Consider the following 21,002-nt stretch of genomic DNA (forward strand, 5'->3'; position numbering starts at 1 on the left):
GTCTCGGGTCGGGTGCGGTGCCCGCGCTCAGGCGCGCAGCGCGAGCCGCGGCAGCGAGGAGTCGCGTGTCGCTTCCCGGTACAGCAGATCCGTGGCAGCAAGGTCTTGCAGACCCATGCCGAGCGAGTTGAACAGTGTGATGTCGTCCGCGCTCCTGCGGCCGGGTTTGAGGCCGGCGGCCACCTCGCCGAGCTCCGTCGTCAACGACTCCTGATGGATCGCTCCCTCGGCGAGCGCCAGGAGCGCATCGCCCGACTTCGCCATCGTGTTCGCCACGCTGTCGACCACGACACGCGACCGTGACATGGCGACGCCGTCGACTTCGCGATGGTCGGCGCGCGGAGGGGCTCCCACGACATTGAGATGCTGACCGGGTGAGAGCCACCGCCCCGCGAGCACGGGGTCGGCGCTCGGGGTGAGGGTGCAGATCACGTCCCCATCGCGCACCGCGGCCTCGGGCGTCTCCGCCACACGGACGTCGCGCCCGTCCCGCCGCAACGCGTCGGCCAGCGCTTCGGCGCGCTCACGACCGCGATTCCAGATCGTGATCCTGTCGATGTCGCGGACGAGACAGATCGCACGCGCGTGGAGCGGCGCCAGGGCCCCTGCCCCCAGCAGTGTGAGCGTCCGCGCACCGGCGCGCGCCAGGAGCGACGTCGCAACGGCGGATGTCGCCGCCGTGCGCAGCCGGGTGACGCTCACCCCGTCGACGAGCGCGAGCGGGGTTCCCTCGGCATCATCGAGGAGGAGGATCGTGGAGCGCTGCGTGCTGATCCCGCGCGTCACGTTCGACGGGGTGTCGGTCATCGTCTTCACGACCGAACGACCCAAGTGCGCCGAAGAAGCGGCCATCGCCAGCACGTGCGTGTCGGTGGAGGCAGAGCTGAGCATCAGTGGGGCCGGGGCGCTCGCCCCGCCGAGTGCGTGCTCGCGGTGGGCGGCCTCGATGGCAGGGATGAGCGACTCGAGCGTCAGGAGTCGCTCGACGTCGACCGCAGTCATGGTGATCACGCGATGCTCCTTTCGAACGGGATTGATCTTGTATACCATATGCCGCACGTGATCTCGGACTCATCGTCAGCCCACGCCTGTAGCCATACAATGGGCGCGATGAGCAGAAGCGTGGGAGCCGCAGACGCGATCGGTCGCGCCGACCGCTCGCTGGCTGCGCAGATCTACGACGAGCTGCGTCGACGCATCATCGAGGGAGAGATCCCCGCGGGCACGTGGTTGCGCGAGCGGGAGCTCGCCGAGGAGTTCTCCGTCTCGCGCATCCCCCTGCGCGAAGCGCTCCCCCAGCTGGAAGCGGAGGGGTTCATCGTCACGCACCCCCGCCGGGGCGCCGTTGTCCGTGAACTGACCGTCCGCGATGCGACGGAGTACTTCGACGTGAAGTCTTCGCTCGAGGTCCTTGCCGCGAGGTCGGCCGCGTCGCGCGTGCGCGCGGGAGCCGATACCGCGCGCCTGGGCGGAGCCTGGGCGGCTGCGCAGGCGGCGATGGCCGCCGGCGACGACCGCGCGATCGCCGAGGCGAATGCCCGAGTGCACGACGAGATCGTCGAGCTGGCGGACAATCGCTTGCTCGCATCCTCACTACGCCCGCTGCACGGACTGCAGCGCTGGTTCTTCGGGGTCACCTCCGACCGGGACCAGACCGCTCTCGCTCAGGAGCACGCAGCCCTCGTCGCCGCGATCTGCGACGGTGACGTCGAGTACGCGGGGTCGCTGGCGTACGCGCACATCGAGAAGAGCCGCCGCGAGAGCCTGCCGCTGCTCGCCGAGCGGCTGCCCGCCGGCTGAGCCGGACAGCGCTCCGCTGTGCCGTCGGTTCGGAGCGCTCACGAAACATGACCGTTACCTGACGGTCGCGGGCGGTATACATCAATTGGGCATTCTGTATACCAACGGAGCCCGCCGGGCTCTCGCCGCTCCTCCCTGAACCCCGACCTCCAGGAGACCGCGAACCATGAACGCCTTCCGTGCGACCGCGAGCGTGCTCGTCGTCGCGACTGCTCTCGCCGTCGTTGGATGCTCCGCGTCCAGCGGGTCGGCGCCGTCCGCGGCGCCGACCGCCTTCGTCGCCCAGACCACGATCAACACCGTGGATCCCCTGCTGAGCGACACCATCCAGAACGATGTGCCCAGCGACCTTCTCTACGACTCCGTCGTCGACTACGACGATGCCGGGAATCTGGTCCCCCGCGTCGCTACGGAGTGGGCGATCTCCGACGACCTCACGAGTGTCGACCTCACGCTGCGCGACGACATCACGTTCTCCGACGGCTCCCCCCTCACCTCGGCCGATGTCGTGTACAGCATGAAGCGCATCCTGGCGGCGGGCGTGGGAGCGGCGTCGTTCCTGTCCGGGGTCGCGGATGTCACCGCGCCCGATGCGACTCATGTCACCATCACCCTGAAAGCCCCCGATGCCACGTTCCTGGGGGCGCTCTCCAAGGTGTTCGTCGTGAACAGCGCCGTCGTGTCCTCGCACGAGGGGTCGGACAACGCCCAGTCCTGGCTCGCGGCGAACGCGGCGGGCAGCGGGGCGTACACGCTCACCTCGATGACGCAGGCCGAGACGATCAGGATGGCCCTGCGCACGGACGCCTGGCAGGCGGTGGACGGGATGCCCGACACCTACGTGCTGCAGGCGTTCTCGGACAGCTCCTCGCTGAGCACGGCACTGCGTGGCGGTGCCGTCAACCTCGGAACCCTTCTGGCCAAGGACGCGCAGCTGTTCACGGGAGACTCCGCCTACGACGTGCAGAGCTTCGACGGCGTCAGTGGAACCTACGTCTACTTCAACACCCGCGCCGGCATCACGGCGGACCCGCGGGTGAGGGAAGCGATCAGCCTCGCGTACGACTATCAGGCCCACGTCGACGGAATCCTCGGCGGCGAGGGAGTGGTGGCGTCCTCGATCCTCCCGCCGACCGGCTCCTGCACCGTCGACCTGCCCGCACGCACGCAGAACGTCGCGAAGGCGACGTCGCTCATCGAGCAGGCCGGCGTCGCAGGGCAGAGCCTGACGCTCGTCTATCAGCCGAACCAGCCCGACCACGCGGCCGCGGCGGTCCTGCTCCAGTCCAACCTCAAGGACATCGGCCTCGACGTCACGCTGCAGACGACGACGTTCCCCGCGTACAACGACTCCCTCAAGAGCATCGACACCACTCCGGCTCTCGCGATCGCCAACGACCGCGCGCGGTACCCCGAACCGTATGTCATGCTCAATCGTCAGTTGAACTCCGCCTTCGTGGAGAAGGGCAGCAACCGCAGTCAGTACTCCAACCCCGAGGTCGACGCGCTGCTCGCCCGAGCCCAGACGACGCCGGACGCGGCCGCCCGCTGCGAGGTGTACTCCGCCATCGAGAAGATCGTCGCCGACGATGACGCCGTCATGCCACTCGCCTTCCCCGACGTCACCTTCGTGAGCAGCTCGGACGTGTCGGGTGTGGCCTACAGCCCCGTCCGTATCCAGTTCGACCCGATGTCGGTCCGCGTCGGCTGACCCGCGGGAGGACCTGTCGTGCTTCGATTTCTCGGGCGTCGCGCCCTGTTCGCGATCGTCAGCATGTGGGGGCTCGCCACCGCGGTGTTCCTGATGATCAAGGTGATCCCCGGCGACGAGGCGGCCGTCGCGGCGGGGGAGAGCGCGACGCCCGAGATGATCGAGCAGACGCGGCAGCGGCTGGGGCTCGACCAGCCGCTGCCGGTGCAGTACGTGGCATTCCTCAGCCGCCTGGTACGAGGTGATCTCGGCTCCTCCATCACGTCGTATCAGCCGGTCACCACGACGCTCGCCGACCTGCTCCCCTACACCCTCGAGATGGTGGCCGCGGCGATGCTGCTCAGCCTCGTCGTGGCGGTTCCTGTCGCCGTGTTGCTGGTCTCACGGCGCGGCGGCCCGATCGACACGGTCGGACGTGTCCTCACCGTGATCGTCGCGGGGATGCCGGTGTTCTGGATCGGGTTCGTGGTGATCTACTTCGTCGCTCAGAACCGGGTGCTCCCGGTGTCCGGGACCATCTCCCTGCAGTACGCGGTGCCGCGGGTCACCGGTTTCCTGACGATCGACAGTCTGCTCGCCGGCGACGGCGCGGCGTTCTGTGATGTGCTCGCCCACCTGGTGCTGCCGGCGATCGTGCTCGGGCTGACGCAGTCGGCGGTGATCATCCGGACCCTCCGTACCTCACTCATCAACGAGCAGCACGAGGACTACGTCCTCCTGGCGCGGGCGAAGGGCGGCAGCCCCCTCCGGGTGCTGATCACCCACGCGCTGCGCAACTCTGCGGTCGCGACCATCGCGACCCTGGGGCTGCAGGTCGGATACCTCATCGCCGGATCGGTCATCGTCGAGTCGCTCTTCGCCCGACCGGGGATCGGATCGTACCTCGCCAACTCCGTGACCCAGAAGGACACGTTCGCCGTTCTGGGCGCCGTCCTGTTCGTCGGGGCCGTGGTGATCGTGATGAGCTTCCTCGTCGATCTCGCCCAACTCGCCATCGACCCGCGTGTGCGCGCGCAGACACTCCGCGGAGCGCGCGCATGATCCCCGCCACGATGGGTGCCGCTCTCCGACGTCCCACGCGCGCTCTGTGGACGGCGGCGCCGTGGCTGGAGGTGTTTGTCTACCTCTCCCTCGCGCTGCTGGCGGTGGCCGTCCTCTTCGGGTCGTGGCTCGCGCCGTACGATCCGTTCCAGGTAGACCTCGCGAATGCGCTGCAGCCGCCGTCGTCGGCGCATCTCATGGGCACCGACCAGAACGGGCGCGACATCTGGTCGCGGATCCTCGACGGGGCATCCGGCACGCTGCTGTCCGCGGCGATCATCGGTGTGGCCGCCGCCCTCATCGGGGTCGCCGTCGCGGCCGTCGCGGCGATGTTCGGAGGGTGGGTCGACGAGGCTCTCATGCGACTGTGCGACATCGTGCTCGCCGTGCCCGGCCTCGTCCTCGCTCTCGGCATCGCGATCGCCCTCGGCCCGAGCCTCCAATCCGCCGTGATCGCGATGATCGTCGCGCAGTGGCCCGGGACGACCCGTGTGGTGCGGAGCGTCTTCCGCACCACCATGAGCCAGGCATACGTCGAGTCTGCGACCGCGATGGGGTCTTCCCGCCTCCGCATGATGATCCAGCACGTCATCCCGAACTCGCTCGACGTCGTCATCGTCCAGACCGCGTTCGACATCGGAGGCATCACGCTGATTCTCGCGGGACTGTCCTACATCGGGGTCGGCGCGCAGCCGCCGAGCGCGGAGTGGGGATCGATGGCCGCCGACGGGGGCGCGTACGCATTGACGTCATGGTGGGTGGCGATGTGGCCGGGCCTGGCCATCACCTTCGCCGTCGTGACATTCGCCCTCTGGGGAGAGATCCTTCAGACCCGGCTCAACCCCGCGTTGAAGAAGTGAGGTCCTCATGAATGCGACGGAACAGCTGCTGTCCATCCAGCGGCTCACGGTCGACGTTCCCCGTGGCGACGGCGCGACCCGTCTGGTCGATCGCTTCGATCTGGACATCGCTCCCGGCGAACGCGTCGCGCTCGTCGGCGAGTCGGGCTCGGGAAAGAGCGTGACGGCGCGAGCGATCGTCGGGCTCAACGAGGGGATGCGCACGGGCGGATCGGTCACCCTCGAGGGGGAACAGCTGGTGGGCGCGCCGGATCGGCGGATGCAGAGGGTGCGAGGTCGCAGAATCGGCTTCGTCTTCCAGGATCCGCTGCGAAGCCTCAACCCGGTCAAGACGATCGGCTCCCAGGTGGCCGAGCCGTTGCGACTGGCGGGAGCGACGAAGCAGGACGCGTGGCGTCGTGCCCGTGAGACGCTCGACGACCTGGGCGTGGTCAACGCCGCCGAGCGGATGCGTGCGTACCCCTTCGAGTTCTCGGGAGGGATGCGGCAGCGCGTCGCCATCGCGATCGCGATGGTCGCCGATCCGCGACTGCTCATCGCCGACGAGCCGACCACGGCACTGGACACGATCGTCCAGCGTCGCGTGCTCGGGCTGCTCGATGCGATCGCACGCGATCGCGGCGTCGCCGTCCTGCTGATCACCCACGACCTGGGGGTTGTCGCGGGCTTCGCCGACCGCGTCGCCGTCATGTACTCCGGCCGCAAGGTGGAGGATGCGCCGGTGCGCGACATCTACGCCCGCCCTGCGCATCCGTACACACAGGGTCTCCTCGCGGCGGTGCCGCGCATCGATCGTCCGGTCCGCAGGCTGCCCGCGATGCCGGGCAGTCCGGTGCCTCCGAGCCGACGCGGGGAGGGGTGCGCTTTCGCCCCACGCTGCGCCCTCGCCGAGGACCGATGTCGCGAGGCGGTGCCGCCGCTGGATCTCCTGTCGCCGCGCCACGAGGTCGCGTGCTTCGTCGCCGCGGATCGAGTCGCCGCAGATCGAGTCGCCGCAGATCAGGTCGCGGTGGATCGGGTCGCCGCAGATCAGGAGGAGACCTCATGAGCGCACTGCTCGACGTCCGCGGAGTGTCGAAGGTGTTCGCGCCGCGGTCCAAGGAGCCGGTCATCGCCCTGGACGGGGTGGACCTCAGCATCGGTCGCGGGCGGATCCGCGGACTGGTCGGCGAGTCGGGGTCGGGGAAGTCGACGCTCATCCGCTCGATCATCGGGCTGGAGAAGCCCAGTGCAGGCGAGATCGTCTTCGACGGCGTCGACATGGTCGGAGCCGACCGGGACGCCTGGACGAGGTTCCGTCAGTCCGTGCAGACGGTCTTCCAGGACCCGTTCTCGAGCCTGAACCCTCGGATGACGGTGGAGCGCATCGTCGGTGAGGGTCTGATCATCCACGGCAAAGCGCCTCTTCGCGCAGAGCGGCGAGTCCTGGTGGCGGAGGCGCTCCAGATGGTCGGTCTCGACCCGACGGAGATGACGAGGTATCCCGGCTCGTTCTCGGGCGGTCAACGCCAACGCATCGCCATCGCACGCGCGATCGTGATGAGGCCGCGGCTGCTGATCTGCGATGAGCCGGTCTCCGCACTGGACGTCTCGGTCCAGGCTCAGGTCGTCAATCTGCTCAAGGACATGCAGCAGAAGCTCGACCTCACGATGCTCTTCGTCGCGCACGACCTCGCCGTCGTCCGATACCTGTGCGACGACGTCACGGTCCTCCACCGCGGGCACGTCGTCGATGAGGGGGACAGCGAGTCCGTGTTCACGGCGCCGCGCTCGGACTACACGCGCTCCCTCATCGATGCCAGCCCCATCCCGGACCCCTCCGTGCCGTATCTCGAACTGTGAGCGATCAGGCTCGGTGGTCGACGATGACGACCACCGAGCCGCCGCCGGGAGCCCCCTGGTGGATGCCCGCTCCCGAGATGTAGAACGCCGGGTTGCCCAGCGCCGCGGCGAACATGCCGCCGACGGAGGCCTTGAGCTGCGTCGTATAGGAGGTGTCGAGCCCGCCACCGCGCTGGACCTGCGGGTATCCGCGGAGCGTGGCGTCATCGGTGGGGTTGCACTTGACGAACATCGCCGCGACGCGGTGGGCGAAGGTGGCGGGATCGGCGAAGTCGGCGACATCCAGGCCCGCCGCGCGGCAGGCGCGATGGAGAGCGCTCACATCGAGCGCGTCGCGCATCGCCGCGTATCCCGCGGACAGATGCCCCGGCACTCCGGGGGCGTTCCCGAACACGACCGTCTGGGCGCGGTCGCTCTCCGCGCCCGAGGAGGCCGACACCCGCGCGGAGTAGAGCGCCGGGTCGGTCCCGATCTGCTCGGAGGTCGCGACGAGATCGCCCAGCGCCTGCGCCGCACCGAGCGCTGCGCCGCCGCTCTGCTTGAACAGGGCGGACATCCCCGTCGGCGGATGGATGAGGTCGAGACCCTCGCGCGCCGCCTCCTCGATGAGTCGTGGCGTCAGCATCGGGTTCTTGACCATGGCGTACATCGCCTGGTCGGCGGAGAGTCCTCCGTCGCGGAGGGCGTCGCGCACCGCCTCGTCGATGGCGGTCACCATCGGCATGCGGCCGAGCTCGTCGGGCCGGAGCCGACGTGAGACTGAGCGACCCAGCCGCAGTCTCGGCTCGGCGGCGGCGAGCTCCGCGTCGTCCGGCTCCGCCGAGAGGAAGACCGTGAAGTGCGGGGAGATCACTCCGCCACTGCCTCCGGAGAAGTTCATCGGAACGGCGGCGATCTCGCCGTCCGAACGGACGCCCGTCTCGTGCAGGAGACCGCGGATGGCACTGTCGATGGCTGTGCGCGAGTCGTCGTCCGGGCCCCCGGGGCCCTCGGTCTTGCCGGTCACGGCGACGATGTCCGCGAGCACGAGCCGACCGCGGCGGGCGTCGGTGCGCAACGCCTCGATGTCGTCGGGTGTGCGAAGAGGGTAGGTGTGAACGCGAAGAGCGCGAGAGTGTGTGGTCACCTTCCGTGTATAGCAGGATTGGTATACCAAGAGTCTCGGAGATATCTAGCGGTTTCCCGCGTTTACATGAATTTTACACAGAGGCGACGTCTTGCACTGTCCGCTCTGGCATTGTGTATACCAACTCGAGAAAGGCACACATCGATGTCCACCGCCTCCGTGACTCACCTGCGCATGCGTCTGTCCTGCCCCGTACTCGTCCAGGGGGATCCGGGCTACGACCGTGCACGCACGCTCTGGAACACCGACATCGATCGGCACCCCTTCGCCGTCGTGCAGCCCGACGACGCCGAACAGGTCGCCGTCGCCGTGCGCTGGGCGGCCGACGCGGGGATCGGTGTCACCGTTCGCGGTGGCGGACACAATCTCGCCGGCACGAGCGTGCGCGACGGAGCCCTCATGATCGACCTTCGTTCGCTGGCATCCGCGACCTACGACCACGAGGCCGGACAGGTCACCGTCGGCGGAGGCATCCTCCTGGGTGGTCTCGATCGGGCGAACGCCGCACAGGGCGTGACGCTCCCCGCGGGCACGGTGTCGCACACGGGCGTCGGCGGACTGACGCTGGGCGGCGGGAACGGCTACCTCAGTCGCCTGTACGGCCTGACCGTGGATCACCTCGTCTCGGTCACGCTCGTGACGGCCGACGGCAGGATCCTGTGCGTTTCCGAGGACGAGCACCCGGATCTCTTCTGGGCGCTGCGAGGCGCCGGCCACAACTACGGCATAGCGGTCGCATTCACGTTCCGGTACATCCCACGCCTGTTCACCGCCAACGTGCGGCACGAGTTCTATGCCACGGACGATCGGGAGAAGGTGCTCGCGTTCTATCGGGACTGGGCCTACGACCAGGCGCCCGACGAGGTCGCCACCTACGCTCGCCTCGTCGAGGTCCCCCCGTACTGGACGTCCTTCGAGCCGTCGGCGCGCGGCACCCAGGTCCTCAGCATCGCGACGATCCACTGGGGTGATGCGAAGGAGGAGGACGCGGCCGTCTCGCCGATGTTCGCTCAGGCCCGGCCCATCTGGCAGCGACGGTACCGGACGCCGCACCTCGAGCTGCAGCACGCCTGCGACGACGACTTCCGTCACGGCGTGAAGCACTACTGGCGTGCAGGGAACCTCGTCGACTTCCCGGACACCGCCATCCAGACGGCGATCGACTTCAGCGACCGTTACCCCGGCCGACCGCTGCAGGCATCGTCGACGATCGCGCCCCACTTCACCTGTCCGTTCCAGTTCTTCCCGCGTGGAGGGGCCACGGGCCGCGTCGCGCCGGAGGCGACGGCGGTCGGCGAACGCAACACGTCGAAGTGGGTGTCGACGCTCGGCGGCGAGTGGGAGTTCGGCGACGAGCGCGAGGCGATCGTCGAGTGGACCCGTGCGTTCGACGAGGCGATGAACCCCTATAAGGACGGCGCGTACGTCAACTTCCTGAGCGAGGCGTCCGCGCCCTCGGCGGCCAGGTGGCTGTACGGCGACAAGTACGAGCGTCTCGTCGCCGTCAAACGCGAGTACGACCCCACCAACATGTTCAGCTCCGGGCTCGTCGACCTGCTCGCTGAGGAGGAGGCCGCGTGATCCCGGCACCGACGGCGCCCGTCCTGTCGCTGAACGAACGCGATCGACGCAGGTCGCTCGTCGAGACGCTCGTGGCCGAGGAGGACCTCGCGGCGATCATCGTCTTCCCCGGCGGCGCGGAGCGGCTGGAGCGATACCTCACCAACGAGATCAACAACGGAACGGTGATCCTGGTCGCGGGGCGTGAACCCGTGTACGTGGTCGGACGGCATCCCCTTCCGCGGTTCGACGCGATCGGGAGGCTCTACGAACGCTGGGTAGAGGACATTCGTCTGGGAAACGCCGTCGAGATCGCTCGTGAGCTCGTCGCCGAGGTGCCTCCGGGGCGCCGGGTCGGCATCGTCGGCCGGTCCAGCCGATCCGTCGGGGCGGGCGCGGGCACGATCCCCGCAGGCGTCTGGGCGCCGTTCGCGGACGCGTTCGCGGCGTACGAGCTCGTGGACGTGTCCATCGCATTCGAGCATCTCGTGTTGGTCAAGAGCGACGAGGAACTGGCGATGATGCGCTACTCCGCTGAGCTCGGCGAGCGTGCCTGCGCGGGATTCGTCACCGCGAGCAGGGCCGGACGGCCGGAATCCGAGTCTCTGGCCGCGGCGTTCGCGGCCATGGTCGCCGGGGGAGGGGAGATCACCGGCCCCGTGATCCAGCGCTCCGGTTCGGACAGGTTCGGCTGGGCGGCGCCGGAATGGGTGGCCATGGGCGGCGGCTCGCGCGTTCTCCGAGCCGGAGACACCAACTCGGCGGAGATCTTCTCGCATTACGCCGGCTATCAGACTCAGCAGCAGATCGATGTGTCGATTGGTGAACCCGACGTGTTGTTGCGCGAACTCGAGGCCGTCTGCATCGAGTCCTATCGGATCGGTGTCGGCATGATCCGGCCGGGCGTCCGGTTCGGGGACATCGCCGCGGCGATGGAGGCCCCCGTCATCGACGCCGGATTCTGGAACACCGGGCCGCAGATCCAGACGGTGTCTCCCGTCATGTACAACAGCGCCACGCACCAGAACACGCACGTGGATCCGCGCCTTCGCGCCCTGCCGTACATGCCGCCGACGGTTCCTCAGGACGGCGACTTCGTGCTGGAGAAGGGCATCGTCTTCGCGGTCCAGCCCAACGCGCTCCTCCGCGGACGCCGGGTCAGCATCGGCGGAGCGGTCATCACCGGCGCCGAAGGCGCCGAGGAACTCAACACGATCCCGCTCGCCCTCAACGTCGTGGAGGCCTGACCGAGAGCGTCACGGGGTGACGAGAACGATCTCCGACATCTCCCGGCGCGTGCGCGGCTGCTTCTCGCGCGCCTGCAACGCCTCGCTTGCGAGGCTCGGGTCTCCCATGACACCGACCGCCATCACGGTCATCGGCACCACGCTTGCAGGCAGAGCGAAGGCCGCGGAGATGCGATCGCGGTGGAAGCCGCCCATCTGGTGGGTGCGGAGCCCGAGGGCTTGGGCCTGGACGCTGAAATGTGCGGCTGCCTGACCGGTGTCGTACACGGCCCAGTCGGCCGGTGCGGCACCGAGGTCGGTCTCCGCGGCGAAGACGATCAGTGCCGAGGCGGAACCTGCCCAGGCCTGGTTGAAACCCATCAGCGCGTCGAAGATCGCCGCGTGTGCCGCTGTTCCGCGGCGCCCGATGATCAGCCGCCACGGCTGCGTGTTGCTCGCCGACGGCGCCCAGCGCGCGGCTTCGAGCGCGCTCGCGAGCGCCGCCTCGTCGATGGGTGTCGTGGGGTCGAAGACGCGCGTGCTCCAGCGCTCGGCGAGGACGTCGAGGATCGGCGCGTCGGTGTCGGCGGGGTGTGCGGTGACTGTGCCCATGGGTCTCTCCCGGATGAGTGGACTGTTCGTGGTCGGGGACGCCATCGGCCCGACGATGCGAACGTCCGGGGCCGTCCCGCTGTTCCCGCATGTCCTTATGTGTCGCAGAAGGTCGCCGGATCTTCCCGCCCGGGTCCCGCCCGCGCGCCCGAGGGCCTCGCTAGCGTGGCGTCATGACCATCGCCACCGCGGACCTGTACGACGAGCGCGGCGACGCGCTCGACTCCCTCGCGCTGCAGCTGCACGACATCGGCGGGCGCACCGCGTTCCACGGTGCCATCCGGACCGTGCGGTGCCACCGCGACAACGCCCTCGTCAAGGCCGTGCTCGCAACTCCCGGCGACGGCGCCGTGCTCGTCGTGGACGGCGGCGGATCGCTCGAGTCCGCGTTGGTCGGCGACCTCATCGCGGCATCCGCCGTCGCGAACGGGTGGGCGGGGATCATCGTGCACGGTGCCGTTCGTGATCGGGATGCCATCGGCGAGCTTCCCCTGGGCGTCAAGGCGCTCGGCTCGAATCCGCGCAAGAGCGCGAAGGAGGGCCGCGGCGAGGTCGACGTGCCCGTCGAGATCGCCGGCGTCGTCTTCCGCCCGGGAGCGCACGTGTGGGCGGATGCGGACGGGGTGGTCGTCGAGCGCTGAGCACGTGGACGGATGCCCGACCTCTTGCGCCGCCGCGCGCATCGGCGCATCCTGGGACCGCACAGGGCGACGGGAGCGGCATGATCACCTTCACCGACAGTTTCGGCGGCTACTCGGTCGACGACATCGATGCCGCCGAGTTCTTCTACCGTGAGACGCTCGGCCTCGAGGTGGCGCGCAACGAGATGGGCATCCTCGAGCTCACCCTGCCCGGTGCGGCCGCGGCCCCGATGATCCTCTACCCGAAGCCCGACCACCGCCCCGCGGTCTTCACGGTCCTCAACCTCGTCGTCGACGACATCGACGCGGCGGTCGAGGCGCTCAACGAGGCGGGCGTCGTCACCAAGATCTACGACGACCCCGACTACGGCACGGATGCCCGCGGGGTCTCCCGGGGGCGCGGGCCCGACATCGCCTGGTTCCGCGACCCGGCCGGCAACGTCCTGTCCGTGATCGTCCCGGTCTGACGCGGCGGATCGTCGTCGCCCCACGGGTGCGGCAGACTGATCACGACCGCGCGGACCGGTGCGCGGCGCCTTCCGGCGGCGAACGGGCGCCGGGGACCGACGGAGAGGGAACCGTGCCACTGATCTTCCTGTGCGGGTTCGTCGTGATCGCGCTGTGGTCGCTCGTCGGCCACCGGTTCGCCCGCGTGGGCGTGGCGGGCCCTGCCGTGCTGCTGGTCGCCGGCGCGGGTCTCGTCTTCATCGACGTCGCCGGCTTCTCCGCGGCGGTCGACAGCGAGGGGGCGGAGCACGTCGTCGAGCTCGTGCTGGCGGTCCTCCTGTTCGTCGACGCCTGCGAGGTCAAGGGCGGGTTCTTCGGCGGGGAAGGGCGTGTCGTCGCCCGACTCGTCCTCATCGCCCTCCCGCTGTCGCTGCTCGCGGTCGTGTTCAGCGGCGTGCTCCTCCTGCCCCAGCTCAACGTGCTCGTGCTCATCGTGGTCGCGTGCGTCGTCATGCCCACCGACTTCGCACCCGCCGCGACCCTGCTGCGCTCGCCGCGGATCCCGGCGCGGATCCGCCAGATCCTGAACGTCGAGAGCGGCTACAACGACGGCCTGGTCTCGCCCGTCTTCGGCATGGCGCTGGCCGCGGCCGTCGCGCTCCCCGCCCTGATGACGGCGGCCGACGGCGGCACCCTCACGACCGACGGCGAGGCGGAGCTCGAGGCGCAGCTCGAGGAGTTCGTGACGGCGTTCTTCGGCGCGGTCCCGGCGACCGTCGGAGCCATCCTCATCGGAGCCGTGCTCGGCGGTCTCTTCGGATTCCTCGCGCGGGGAGCCGTGCGCCGGGCATGGGCGGACGCCGCGGGCATCCGCTACGTCATGCTCCTCGTCCCGCTCATCGCCTTCGCGGTCGCGACGTTCAGCGCCGTCGCGGCGAACGGCTTCGTCGCGGCATTCGTCGCGGGCATCGTGTACCGGCTCATGCGCACCCGGGGCACGACGGAGCACACCATCCCCCACGCCGAGACCCTGCTCGTCGAAGAGGCGGGGACGCTCGCTGCGAACCTCGTGTGGTTCGTCGTGGGTGCCATGACGACCGTCGTGGTGATCAACGGCGTGGAGCCGGGCGTCCTGCTCGTCGCGCTCCTGGCCCTCACCGTCTTCCGCGTCGTGCCGGTCTACATCTCGCTGCTCGGATCCTCGGTGCCGTGGTCGTCTCGGACGCTCGTCGGCTTCATCGGGCCGCGCGGCACCGCCACCATCGTCTTCGGGCTCCTCGCGTTCAACAAGCTTCCCGAGGATTCGGCGTACGACGTCCTCGCCCTCACGGTCTTCACCGTGGTCGGGAGCATCATCGTGCACGGCCTGATCGTCCCGCAGATCGTGAATCGGCGGATGCCGGAGCTCGCCGCCCCGGCATCCGCCGATCGTGTCTGAGGGAGGCGATCAGCCCGCGATCGCCTCCGACAGCTTGACCCGCGCACCCATCCGGAGGATGGAGTTCTCGTAGATCTTGGCGCCGACCCAGATCGCGGCGACGCACGTGACGAGCATGATGGCGAGCGAGACGAGCGGCTCCCACCACTGCGCCTGTCCGAGGAAGAGGCGCACGGGCATCCCCACCGGAGCCGAGAACGGCACGTACGACATCACCGAGAGCACCGTCGGGTTGTTCCAGAAGAAGATGACCAGGAAGTACGGCGCCAGGATGAGGAACATGAGCGGCGTCGTCGTGGAGCCGATGTCCTCCTGACGCGAGACCATCGCCGCGGCGGCCGCGAACAGAGCGGCGAGCAGCACAAACCCGAAGAGGAAGAACACCGAGAACCAGGCGATCGGCCCGCCGATGCCCTGCAGGAACTCCGTCTGCCCCGTGACGGTCAACCCGACCACGGCGATCGCGGCCAGGACGAGCACCTGACCCATCGCGAGGACGGTGTTGCCGACGACCTTCCCGGCCAGCAGCGCGCGCGCCGGGATCGACGAGATCAGCAGCTCGACGACGCGCGTCTGCTTCTCCTCGACGACGCTCTGCGCGATCGTCGCTCCGAAGGTCTGGGCCGCGAAGAGGAAGACGATGCCGAAGCCGATCGCCGCGATGTAGCCGATCCAGTCCGTCGCACCGGCGGGGTCGAGCACGACCACGTTCGGCGACTGCGAGAGCGACATCAGCAGCCCGGAGGGCACGTCCGACTCCACCACGACGGAGAACCCGAGCGGAGCCGCGCCGTCGCCCACGATCGCGGCGTCGACGGTGCCGTCCGCGACCAGCGCCTCGGCGGCGGCCTGGTCGGCGACCTCCGTGAGCTCCAGCCCCGGCACGTTCGCCACGTGCTGGGCCGAGTCCGCGGTGACGGCGACGGGCGTCGTTGACGCGCTCTTCGCGCTGAACCCCGCCCAGATGACTCCGGCCAGGGCGAGCGCGAACAGGATGCCGAACGAGATCAGGAACGCCTTGCTGCGCAGCTTCGAGCCGATCTCCCGCTCGGCCACGAGCCAGACGCTCTGGGCGAAGGTGGGGGCGGTGGCGGTGTGCGTGCTCACTGGATGACCTCCTTGAAGATCTGGGCGAGGGAGGGGTGCCGGGGGGAGAAGCTCGCCACGTCCCCCGCGGCGACCGCGCGTCGGAGGACCCGCTGCGCGGTCTCGTCGCTGTCGGCGTCGAAGAGGGCGTAGCCGCCGTCGAACTCGACCACGTCGACTCCGGGCTCGTCGCGGAGCCAGCCGGCGTCGCCCGCCGAGATCATCTCGAACCGCCGCTGCGCATGCTGGGCGCGCAGCTGCTCGCGCGATCCGGTGGCGCGGATCGTGCCGCCCGCGATGATGACGAGCTCGTCGCACAGCCGCTCGACGACGTCGAGCTGGTGCGAGGAGAACAGCACCGCGGTCCCTGCCGCGGCGCGCGCCTGGAGGACGCCCGCCACGACGTCGACCGCGATCGGGTCGAGGCCGGAGAACGGCTCGTCGAGGATCAGCACCTCCGGGTCGTGGACGAGGGCGGCCGCGATCTGCGCGCGCTGCTGGTTGCCGAGCGACAGGGTCTCGATGTTGTCGTTCAGACGCTCGCCGAGGCCCAGGTCGGTCAGCAGCGCCTCGGCACGGGCGGTCGCGTCGGCCTTGCCGAAGCCGTGCAGCCGGGCGAGGTAGACGATGTGCTCCAGCACACGCATCTTCGGGTACAGACCGCGCTCCTCGGGCATGTAGCCGAAGCGGCGGCGGTCGGCGGCCGTGACGGGGGAGCCGTCGAGGGTGACCGAGCCGTCGTCGCGGGCGAGCACGCCCAGGATGATCCTCATCGTGGTGGTCTTGCCGGCGCCGTTGCCGCCGACGAAGCCGGTGAGCCGCCCCGGGGCGACCTGGAACCCGACGTCGTCGAGCACGCGCGTGGTGCCGTAGCTCTTGGTGATCCCGCTCAGTTCGAGCATGCGCTCCTCCTTCTCGGATGCTGCTTCCACGCTACGGCGGCGCTCCGGACGGGGCCTCCCCCACGGGGCGGGTTTGACGGGACCGGATCCCTCCCCCGCGCGGGGGAGGACGGTCGCCGCGGAGGCGGATCAGGCGAGGCCGTGACGGTGCGCGTAGACGACCGCCGCGACCCGGTCGCGAGCGCCGAGCTTCTGCAGCACGTTCGAGACGTGGGTCTTCACCGTCGCCTCGCCGATGAACAGGGCGGCGGCGATCTCCGCGTTGCTGCGGGCGTCGGCGAGCAGGCGGAGCACCTCGTCCTCGCGCTCGGTGAGCTCGACGGCGATGCCGGACGACGCGTCGTGCGCCCGGGTCTCCGCGGGCGTGGGCGTCGTCGAGGGCGCGTCGCCCGCGGCCTGTCGGGTGAACCGCTCGATGACCCGACGCGTCACGGCCGGGGCCAGCAGGGCGTCACCGGCCGCGGCGACCCGCACCGCGGCGACGAGCTCTTCGGGGCCGGCGTTCTTCAGGAGGAATCCGCTCGCGCCCGCCTCGAGCGCCTGGAAGAGATAGTCGTCGCGGTCGAAGGTCGTCACGACGACGACCGCGGCCGCGATCGCGGGGTCCGCGACGATCCGGCGGGTCGCCTCCAGGCCGTCCATATCCGGCATCTGCACGTCCATGCAGATCACGTCGGGGCGCAGGGCGTCGGCGGCCGCGACCGCCTCGACCCCCGTTCCGGCCTCGCCGACGACGGAGATGTCGGGTTCGGCCTCGAGGATCATCCGGAACCCGGCCCGCATGACGGCGTGATCGTCCACGAGCAGCACCCGCACCGGCGCGCTCACGCGGATGCCTCCGCCGCGGACCGCTCTCTCCGGCCGCCGCGCCGTCCGCCGGACGGACCGGGAGCGGACTCCTGCGACGGGACGAGAGGCACGCGCAGTCGCACGAGGAAGCCGCCGCGCGGGCGCGGGCCGAGCTCGATCGTGCCGCCCGAGGCCGCCGCGCGCTCGCGCATCCCGACGAGCCCGAGCCCCGGGCGGCCGACCAGCGGGGCGCGGCCGGTGTTCGCGACCTCCAGCTCGAGGGCGTCGTCCTCGTAGCGCAGTCGCACGTCGGCGGTGGCGCCCGGGCCGCCGTGACGGCGGGCGTTCGTCAGCGCCTCCTGAGCCACGCGGTGCACGTTCACCTGCACGAGCTCGGAGGCCGGCGCGGGTTCGCCCACGACGGAGAACGTCGTCGGCAACCCGTTCGCGTTCGCGTGCGCGACGAGGTCGGGGAGGGCGGACAGGTGCACGGTCGAATCGGCGGGCGTCTCGGCATCCGGCGTCCGGAGCGTCTCGAGCAGCTGGCGCAGCTCCACGAGCGCGCCGCGCGCGGACTGCTCGACCGTCTGCAACGCTTCGCGCGCCGCCGCCGGATCGCGCTCCAGCACGGTCCGGGCGGCGCCGGCCTGCACCCCCATCGCCGAGACGTGGTGGGCGACGACATCATGCAGCTCGCGCGCGATGCGCACCCGATCGAGCGCCACCGCCTGCGCAGCGGTCAGCTCCCGCTCCTGCTCCAGCTCGAGGGTGCGCTGCTCGAGAGCTGCCCGTTCGCGGCTCTGGGCCCATGCCCGCTCGCCGAACAGATAGGCGCCGCCGAAGAACGCGGCGTTCACGAGGAACTGCAGGATCATGTACGCCGCGAAGGGCGAGAACAGCCCGGCGCGCGAGGGGCCGGTGCCGTCGTCGGCCGTCGCCGCCTCGAAGGTCGTCACGAGCAGCCACACGAACATCCCGGCGATGATCAGCAGGCGCACGACGGTCGCGCGCCTGCGGTCGGTGACCCACGCGCCGACGGAGTACATCCCGATGAACAGCGCCACGTTGCCCACGTAGAGCTCGGGGATCCGGAACGAGACCCCGACGAAGAACGCGACGGCCACGACGATCAGTGCGACCTCCGGCATCCGCCGCCGCAGAGCGAGCGGGAGGGTGATCGCGGCGCCGTACAGCAGCGCCCAGCCGAAGGCCGGGGTGTCCTGCCGGTAGACGCCGGCCACCTGGCCGAGCCACGCGCTGACGACCGCGGCGACGAGCAGCGACAGGGCGAGGGCGAGATCGGTCCGCCGCTGCGGGGCGGTCACCGGACGCACCCAGGGGAAGCGCATCTGCGGAGGCATCCCTCTACGCTAGAGGGGGCGGGATGCCGCGACCTCCCCCTCGCGGCGGAGAATCGACACTCAGCGAATTGCCAGGTGATCGTCATACCGGGTCCACCTGACACTCAGCCGGGTTCTCTACACTCATCCGGGTGACGACTGCGCCCCAGCATCGCCGCGCCATCAGCGCGAGCGGCAACGATTCCCTCGCGTGGCTGCCCTCGGGCGCCCGCCGCCGCGTCGACCAGCTGTGGAGGATGCGCGCGCCGCTCCTGCGGTTCGCCCTCACGCGACGCGGCCTGCTCATCGGGTTCGCCGTCGTGCACGGCATCTACTTCCTGAGCCTGCTGCCCACGATCCTCGCCGGCCAGGCGCAGGGCGACCTCCCGCTGTACCGCCTGTGGGCGGAGCAGGCCAAGCTCGGCTACTGGCCGGTCATCGACATGCCGTGGGTGTACCCGGCCGGAGCGCTCGCCCCCATCGTGGGAGCGATCGCGGCCGGCGCGTACAACTATCAGCTGCTGTGGCTGGTGATGGTCGCGGGCGCGAACTTCGTCGCGATCCTGGCGCTCACCGGGGGACTGCGCCGTCGCTCCGGCTATCTGGCCGCGTGGTACTGGCTCGCGATCCAGATCCTGCTGGGGCCGGTGTCGATGCTCCGCCTCGAGGCGTTCTCCGCTCCGCTCGCGATCGCCGGTCTCGTCTTCCTCGTCCGTCGCCCCGCCGTGGCGGGCGCTCTGATCGCCGCTGCGACCTGGATCAAGGTGTGGCCCGCCGCGATCGCGGCTGCCGCCGTGACGATGGTCTCCTCGCGCCTGCGCATCATCGTCGGCGGCGTGGTCGTCTCGATCGTGATCGCGCTGACGGTCGTCGCCTACGGCGGCGGGTCGAACCTCTTCAGCTTCGCCACGATCCAGGGCGACCGGGCGCTGCAGCTCGAGGCCCCCGTCGCGACGCCGTGGGTGTGGGGGACGGTGCTGGGACTCCCCGGCTCGGAGATCCGCCAGAACTACGTGCTCGCCACCCGCGAGGTCGCCGGACCGGGCGCTCAGCTCGCCGGTGAGATCGTCGGAATGCTTATGCCGCTCTCGTTCGCCGTCATCGTGCTGCTGCTGTGGCGCGCGCGGCGCCTCGCGATCCGCGAGGGTCGCCTCACTCCGCAGCTCCAGCTGAAGCTCGTACTGAGCGGCAGCTTCGCCCTCACCGGCGCGCTCATCGTCTTCAACAAGGTCGGATCGCCGCAGTACATGCTGTGGCTCGCCCCGATCGTGGCCGTCGGCATCGCCGTCGACCGCGCCGCCTGGTCGCGCGCGGCGGGATGGATGGCGGCGACCTGCTTCCTGACCACGCTGGTCTTCCCGGTGCTGTACATGCCGCTCATCGACGGCCACCCGTTCGCCGCGGGCGTCCTGCTCGCGCGCAACGTGATGCTGTGCGGCCTGTTCGTGTGGAGCGTCGTCGCCCTGTGGCGTGCGGGGAGTGTCAACGTCCGCCAGAGCGGCAGCGTCCTCGTCCCGGCACGCGTTCCGGCCCTCGCCCGCGGCTGACCGTCGGGCCCGACCGCCGGTCTCGACCGGCGGTCGGCCTGTCCGCGTCGTCGGGATCAGCTCAGAAGATCATGGGGCGGTCGTCGTCGTCCGGGCCGTCCAGCTCGAGCTCGACGGCGACCGGTACGTGGTCGCTCGGGATCTCGCCCTTGCGCTCGTCGCGGTGGATGGCCGCCGCCACGACCGCGTCCGCGAACGCGTGGGAGCCGAGGACGAAGTCGATGCGCAGCCCCTCGTTGCGCGGGAACCGCAGCTGCTTGTAGTCCCAGTAGGTGTACCCCGTCGGGACGAGCGGCCGCACGGTGTCGCTGAGGCCGGCGTCGAGGAGGGCCTGGAAGGCCGCGCGCTCGGGCGGTGACACGTGGGTCGTGACGCCTTCGATCACGGTCGGGTCGCCGTTGTCGGCATCCGTCGGGGCGATGTTGAAGTCGCCGGTGAGAGCGAGCGACCGGTCGGGATCCCTCCGGAGCGTGTCGACCGTGTATCCACGCAGCGCCTCCAGCCAATCCAGCTTGTAGCGGTAGTGCGGGTCGTCGAGCCCCCGTCCGTTCGGCACGTACAGGCTCCACAGCTCGACCCCGCCGATGGTCGCGCCGAGGGCGCGGGCCTCCTGCGGGGCGTCCGGCCCCTCGTGCCCCTTCGCGAAGCCGGGCATGCCCGGGAATCCGACCTGGAGGTCGTCGATCGGCTCACGACTGGCGATCGCCACCCCGTTCCACTGGTTGAGGCCGTGCGCCTCGACCGTGTAGCCGGCGTCCTCGAACTGCGCGTAGGGGAACTGGTCGGGCTTGCACTTGATCTCCTGCATGAGCAGGACGTCGATGTCCTCACGCACCGCGAACTCGACCGTCCGGACGACGCGGGCGCGGATGGAGTTGACGTTCCAGGTGGCGATGCGCATGGCATCCAGCGTATGCGCCCCGGCGGACGCGCCCGTCCCCGGCTGCGCGCGTCGAGACCCGCTGCGCACGTCGAGACCATCCGTCACGTCGCGGGTCTCGACGCGGGAGGCGGGTCTCGACGCGGGAGGGGCG

20 protein-coding genes are annotated in these 21,002 nt (G+C 70.0%); 12 read left to right on the forward strand and 8 right to left on the reverse strand.

Going from position 1 to position 21,002, the window contains the following annotated elements:
• Positions 1-27: 27 nt before the first annotated feature.
• Entirely contained in the window at positions 28-1,002 is a 975-nt protein-coding gene (locus WFI00_RS05545) for an ornithine cyclodeaminase family protein (RefSeq protein ID WP_336630827.1), read from the reverse strand.
• A gap of 108 nt (positions 1,003-1,110) precedes the next feature.
• On the opposite strand from WFI00_RS05545, the gene WFI00_RS05550 reads away from it, so the two are divergent.
• The 6 genes from WFI00_RS05550 to WFI00_RS05575 all read left to right on the forward strand — a co-directional run bounded on the left by WFI00_RS05550 (position 1,111) and on the right by WFI00_RS05575 (position 7,254).
• A complete protein-coding gene (locus WFI00_RS05550) occupies positions 1,111-1,800 on the forward strand; it encodes a GntR family transcriptional regulator (protein ID WP_336630478.1) in 690 nt (229 codons plus the stop codon).
• 166 nt (positions 1,801-1,966) lie between these two features.
• Positions 1,967-3,511 carry an ABC transporter substrate-binding protein gene (locus tag WFI00_RS05555; protein ID WP_336630479.1) on the forward strand — a complete coding sequence of 515 codons (1,545 nt, stop codon included), beginning with the start codon at positions 1,967-1,969 and terminating at the stop codon, positions 3,509-3,511.
• An 18-nt stretch (positions 3,512-3,529) separates the two neighbouring features.
• Positions 3,530-4,552 (forward strand): ABC transporter permease, encoded by a 1,023-nt coding sequence (locus tag WFI00_RS05560; RefSeq protein WP_336630480.1) that lies wholly within the window; start codon positions 3,530-3,532, stop codon positions 4,550-4,552.
• A complete protein-coding gene (locus WFI00_RS05565; RefSeq protein WP_336630481.1) occupies positions 4,549-5,412 on the forward strand; it encodes an ABC transporter permease in 864 nt (287 codons plus the stop codon). Before WFI00_RS05560 ends, WFI00_RS05565 begins: the two co-directional genes overlap by 4 nt.
• Before the next feature lie 7 nt (positions 5,413-5,419).
• Positions 5,420-6,460 carry an ABC transporter ATP-binding protein gene (locus WFI00_RS05570; RefSeq protein ID WP_336630482.1) on the forward strand — a complete coding sequence of 347 codons (1,041 nt, stop codon included), beginning with the start codon at positions 5,420-5,422 and terminating at the stop codon, positions 6,458-6,460.
• On the forward strand, positions 6,457-7,254 hold the full coding sequence (locus tag WFI00_RS05575) for an ATP-binding cassette domain-containing protein (RefSeq protein WP_336630483.1): 798 nt from the start codon (positions 6,457-6,459) through the stop codon (positions 7,252-7,254). Before WFI00_RS05570 ends, WFI00_RS05575 begins: the two co-directional genes overlap by 4 nt.
• Before the next feature lie 4 nt (positions 7,255-7,258).
• Here the strand turns inward: WFI00_RS05575 and WFI00_RS05580 are convergent, their stop codons facing one another.
• A complete protein-coding gene (locus WFI00_RS05580; protein WP_336630484.1) occupies positions 7,259-8,380 on the reverse strand; it encodes a ring-opening amidohydrolase in 1,122 nt (373 codons plus the stop codon).
• Between the two features lie 144 nt (positions 8,381-8,524).
• Here WFI00_RS05580 and WFI00_RS05585 point away from each other — a divergent pair, with 144 nt between their 5' ends.
• Positions 8,525-9,961, forward strand: coding sequence for an FAD-dependent oxidoreductase (locus WFI00_RS05585; protein ID WP_336630485.1), 1,437 nt, complete (start codon positions 8,525-8,527; stop codon positions 9,959-9,961).
• A complete protein-coding gene (locus WFI00_RS05590; protein ID WP_336630486.1) occupies positions 9,958-11,187 on the forward strand; it encodes a M24 family metallopeptidase in 1,230 nt (409 codons plus the stop codon). The genes WFI00_RS05585 and WFI00_RS05590 overlap by 4 nt, the downstream gene beginning before the upstream one ends.
• Before the next feature lie 9 nt (positions 11,188-11,196).
• On the opposite strand, the gene WFI00_RS05595 is transcribed toward WFI00_RS05590, so the two are convergent.
• The gene (locus WFI00_RS05595; protein WP_336630487.1) at positions 11,197-11,778 is read right to left on the reverse strand and encodes a nitroreductase family protein; all 582 of its coding nucleotides are present in this window, start codon (positions 11,776-11,778) and stop codon (positions 11,197-11,199) included.
• 173 nt (positions 11,779-11,951) lie between these two features.
• Here WFI00_RS05595 and rraA point away from each other — a divergent pair, with 173 nt between their 5' ends.
• From rraA to WFI00_RS05610, 3 genes are all read left to right on the forward strand, one after another.
• Positions 11,952-12,419 carry a ribonuclease E activity regulator RraA gene (gene rraA / locus WFI00_RS05600; RefSeq protein WP_336630488.1) on the forward strand — a complete coding sequence of 156 codons (468 nt, stop codon included), beginning with the start codon at positions 11,952-11,954 and terminating at the stop codon, positions 12,417-12,419.
• Positions 12,420-12,499: 80 nt separating this feature from the next.
• Positions 12,500-12,886 (forward strand): VOC family protein, encoded by a 387-nt coding sequence (locus WFI00_RS05605; protein ID WP_336630489.1) that lies wholly within the window; start codon positions 12,500-12,502, stop codon positions 12,884-12,886.
• Positions 12,887-12,999: 113 nt separating this feature from the next.
• The gene (locus WFI00_RS05610; RefSeq protein WP_336630490.1) at positions 13,000-14,304 is read left to right on the forward strand and encodes a cation:proton antiporter domain-containing protein; all 1,305 of its coding nucleotides are present in this window, start codon (positions 13,000-13,002) and stop codon (positions 14,302-14,304) included.
• A 9-nt stretch (positions 14,305-14,313) separates the two neighbouring features.
• On the opposite strand, the gene WFI00_RS05615 is transcribed toward WFI00_RS05610, so the two are convergent.
• From WFI00_RS05615 to WFI00_RS05630, 4 genes are all read right to left on the reverse strand, one after another.
• Entirely contained in the window at positions 14,314-15,411 is a 1,098-nt protein-coding gene (locus WFI00_RS05615; protein ID WP_336630491.1) for an ABC transporter permease, read from the reverse strand.
• Entirely contained in the window at positions 15,408-16,292 is an 885-nt protein-coding gene (locus WFI00_RS05620; protein WP_336630492.1) for an ABC transporter ATP-binding protein, read from the reverse strand. Before WFI00_RS05620 ends, WFI00_RS05615 begins: the two co-directional genes overlap by 4 nt.
• A gap of 129 nt (positions 16,293-16,421) precedes the next feature.
• Positions 16,422-17,120: a response regulator transcription factor gene (locus WFI00_RS05625; RefSeq protein ID WP_336630493.1), complete on the reverse strand. Its 699-nt coding sequence runs from the start codon at positions 17,118-17,120 to the stop codon at positions 16,422-16,424.
• Positions 17,117-18,442 carry a sensor histidine kinase gene (locus WFI00_RS05630; protein WP_336630494.1) on the reverse strand — a complete coding sequence of 442 codons (1,326 nt, stop codon included), beginning with the start codon at positions 18,440-18,442 and terminating at the stop codon, positions 17,117-17,119. The genes WFI00_RS05625 and WFI00_RS05630 overlap by 4 nt, the downstream gene beginning before the upstream one ends.
• Before the next feature lie 131 nt (positions 18,443-18,573).
• Here WFI00_RS05630 and WFI00_RS05635 point away from each other — a divergent pair, with 131 nt between their 5' ends.
• On the forward strand, positions 18,574-19,968 hold the full coding sequence (locus tag WFI00_RS05635) for a hypothetical protein (RefSeq protein ID WP_336630495.1): 1,395 nt from the start codon (positions 18,574-18,576) through the stop codon (positions 19,966-19,968).
• A 61-nt stretch (positions 19,969-20,029) separates the two neighbouring features.
• On the opposite strand, the gene WFI00_RS05640 is transcribed toward WFI00_RS05635, so the two are convergent.
• Positions 20,030-20,869: an exodeoxyribonuclease III gene (locus tag WFI00_RS05640; RefSeq protein WP_336630496.1), complete on the reverse strand. Its 840-nt coding sequence runs from the start codon at positions 20,867-20,869 to the stop codon at positions 20,030-20,032.
• Positions 20,870-21,002: the final 133 nt, after the last annotated feature.

Source organism: Microbacterium sp. MMO-56 (assembly GCF_037146215.1).
GTDB lineage: Bacteria > Actinomycetota > Actinomycetes > Actinomycetales > Microbacteriaceae > Microbacterium.

Bases quoted from the DNA above. Each gene is read 5' to 3' on its own strand.
- WFI00_RS05545 (WP_336630827.1), bottom strand. From the start codon at position 1,002: ATGACTGCGGTCGACGTCGAGCGACTCCTGACGCTCGAGTCGCTCATC.
- WFI00_RS05550 (WP_336630478.1), top strand. From the start codon at position 1,111: ATGAGCAGAAGCGTGGGAGCCGCAGACGCGATCGGTCGCGCCGACCGC.
- WFI00_RS05555 (WP_336630479.1), top strand. From the start codon at position 1,967: ATGAACGCCTTCCGTGCGACCGCGAGCGTGCTCGTCGTCGCGACTGCT.
- WFI00_RS05565 (WP_336630481.1), top strand. From the start codon at position 4,549: ATGATCCCCGCCACGATGGGTGCCGCTCTCCGACGTCCCACGCGCGCT.
- WFI00_RS05570 (WP_336630482.1), top strand. From the start codon at position 5,420: ATGAATGCGACGGAACAGCTGCTGTCCATCCAGCGGCTCACGGTCGAC.
- WFI00_RS05575 (WP_336630483.1), top strand. From the start codon at position 6,457: ATGAGCGCACTGCTCGACGTCCGCGGAGTGTCGAAGGTGTTCGCGCCG.
- WFI00_RS05585 (WP_336630485.1), top strand. From the start codon at position 8,525: ATGTCCACCGCCTCCGTGACTCACCTGCGCATGCGTCTGTCCTGCCCC.
- WFI00_RS05595 (WP_336630487.1), bottom strand. From the start codon at position 11,778: ATGGGCACAGTCACCGCACACCCCGCCGACACCGACGCGCCGATCCTC.
- rraA (WP_336630488.1), top strand. From the start codon at position 11,952: ATGACCATCGCCACCGCGGACCTGTACGACGAGCGCGGCGACGCGCTC.
- WFI00_RS05605 (WP_336630489.1), top strand. From the start codon at position 12,500: ATGATCACCTTCACCGACAGTTTCGGCGGCTACTCGGTCGACGACATC.
- WFI00_RS05620 (WP_336630492.1), bottom strand. From the start codon at position 16,292: ATGCTCGAACTGAGCGGGATCACCAAGAGCTACGGCACCACGCGCGTG.
- WFI00_RS05630 (WP_336630494.1), bottom strand. From the start codon at position 18,442: ATGCCTCCGCAGATGCGCTTCCCCTGGGTGCGTCCGGTGACCGCCCCG.
- WFI00_RS05640 (WP_336630496.1), bottom strand. From the start codon at position 20,869: ATGCGCATCGCCACCTGGAACGTCAACTCCATCCGCGCCCGCGTCGTC.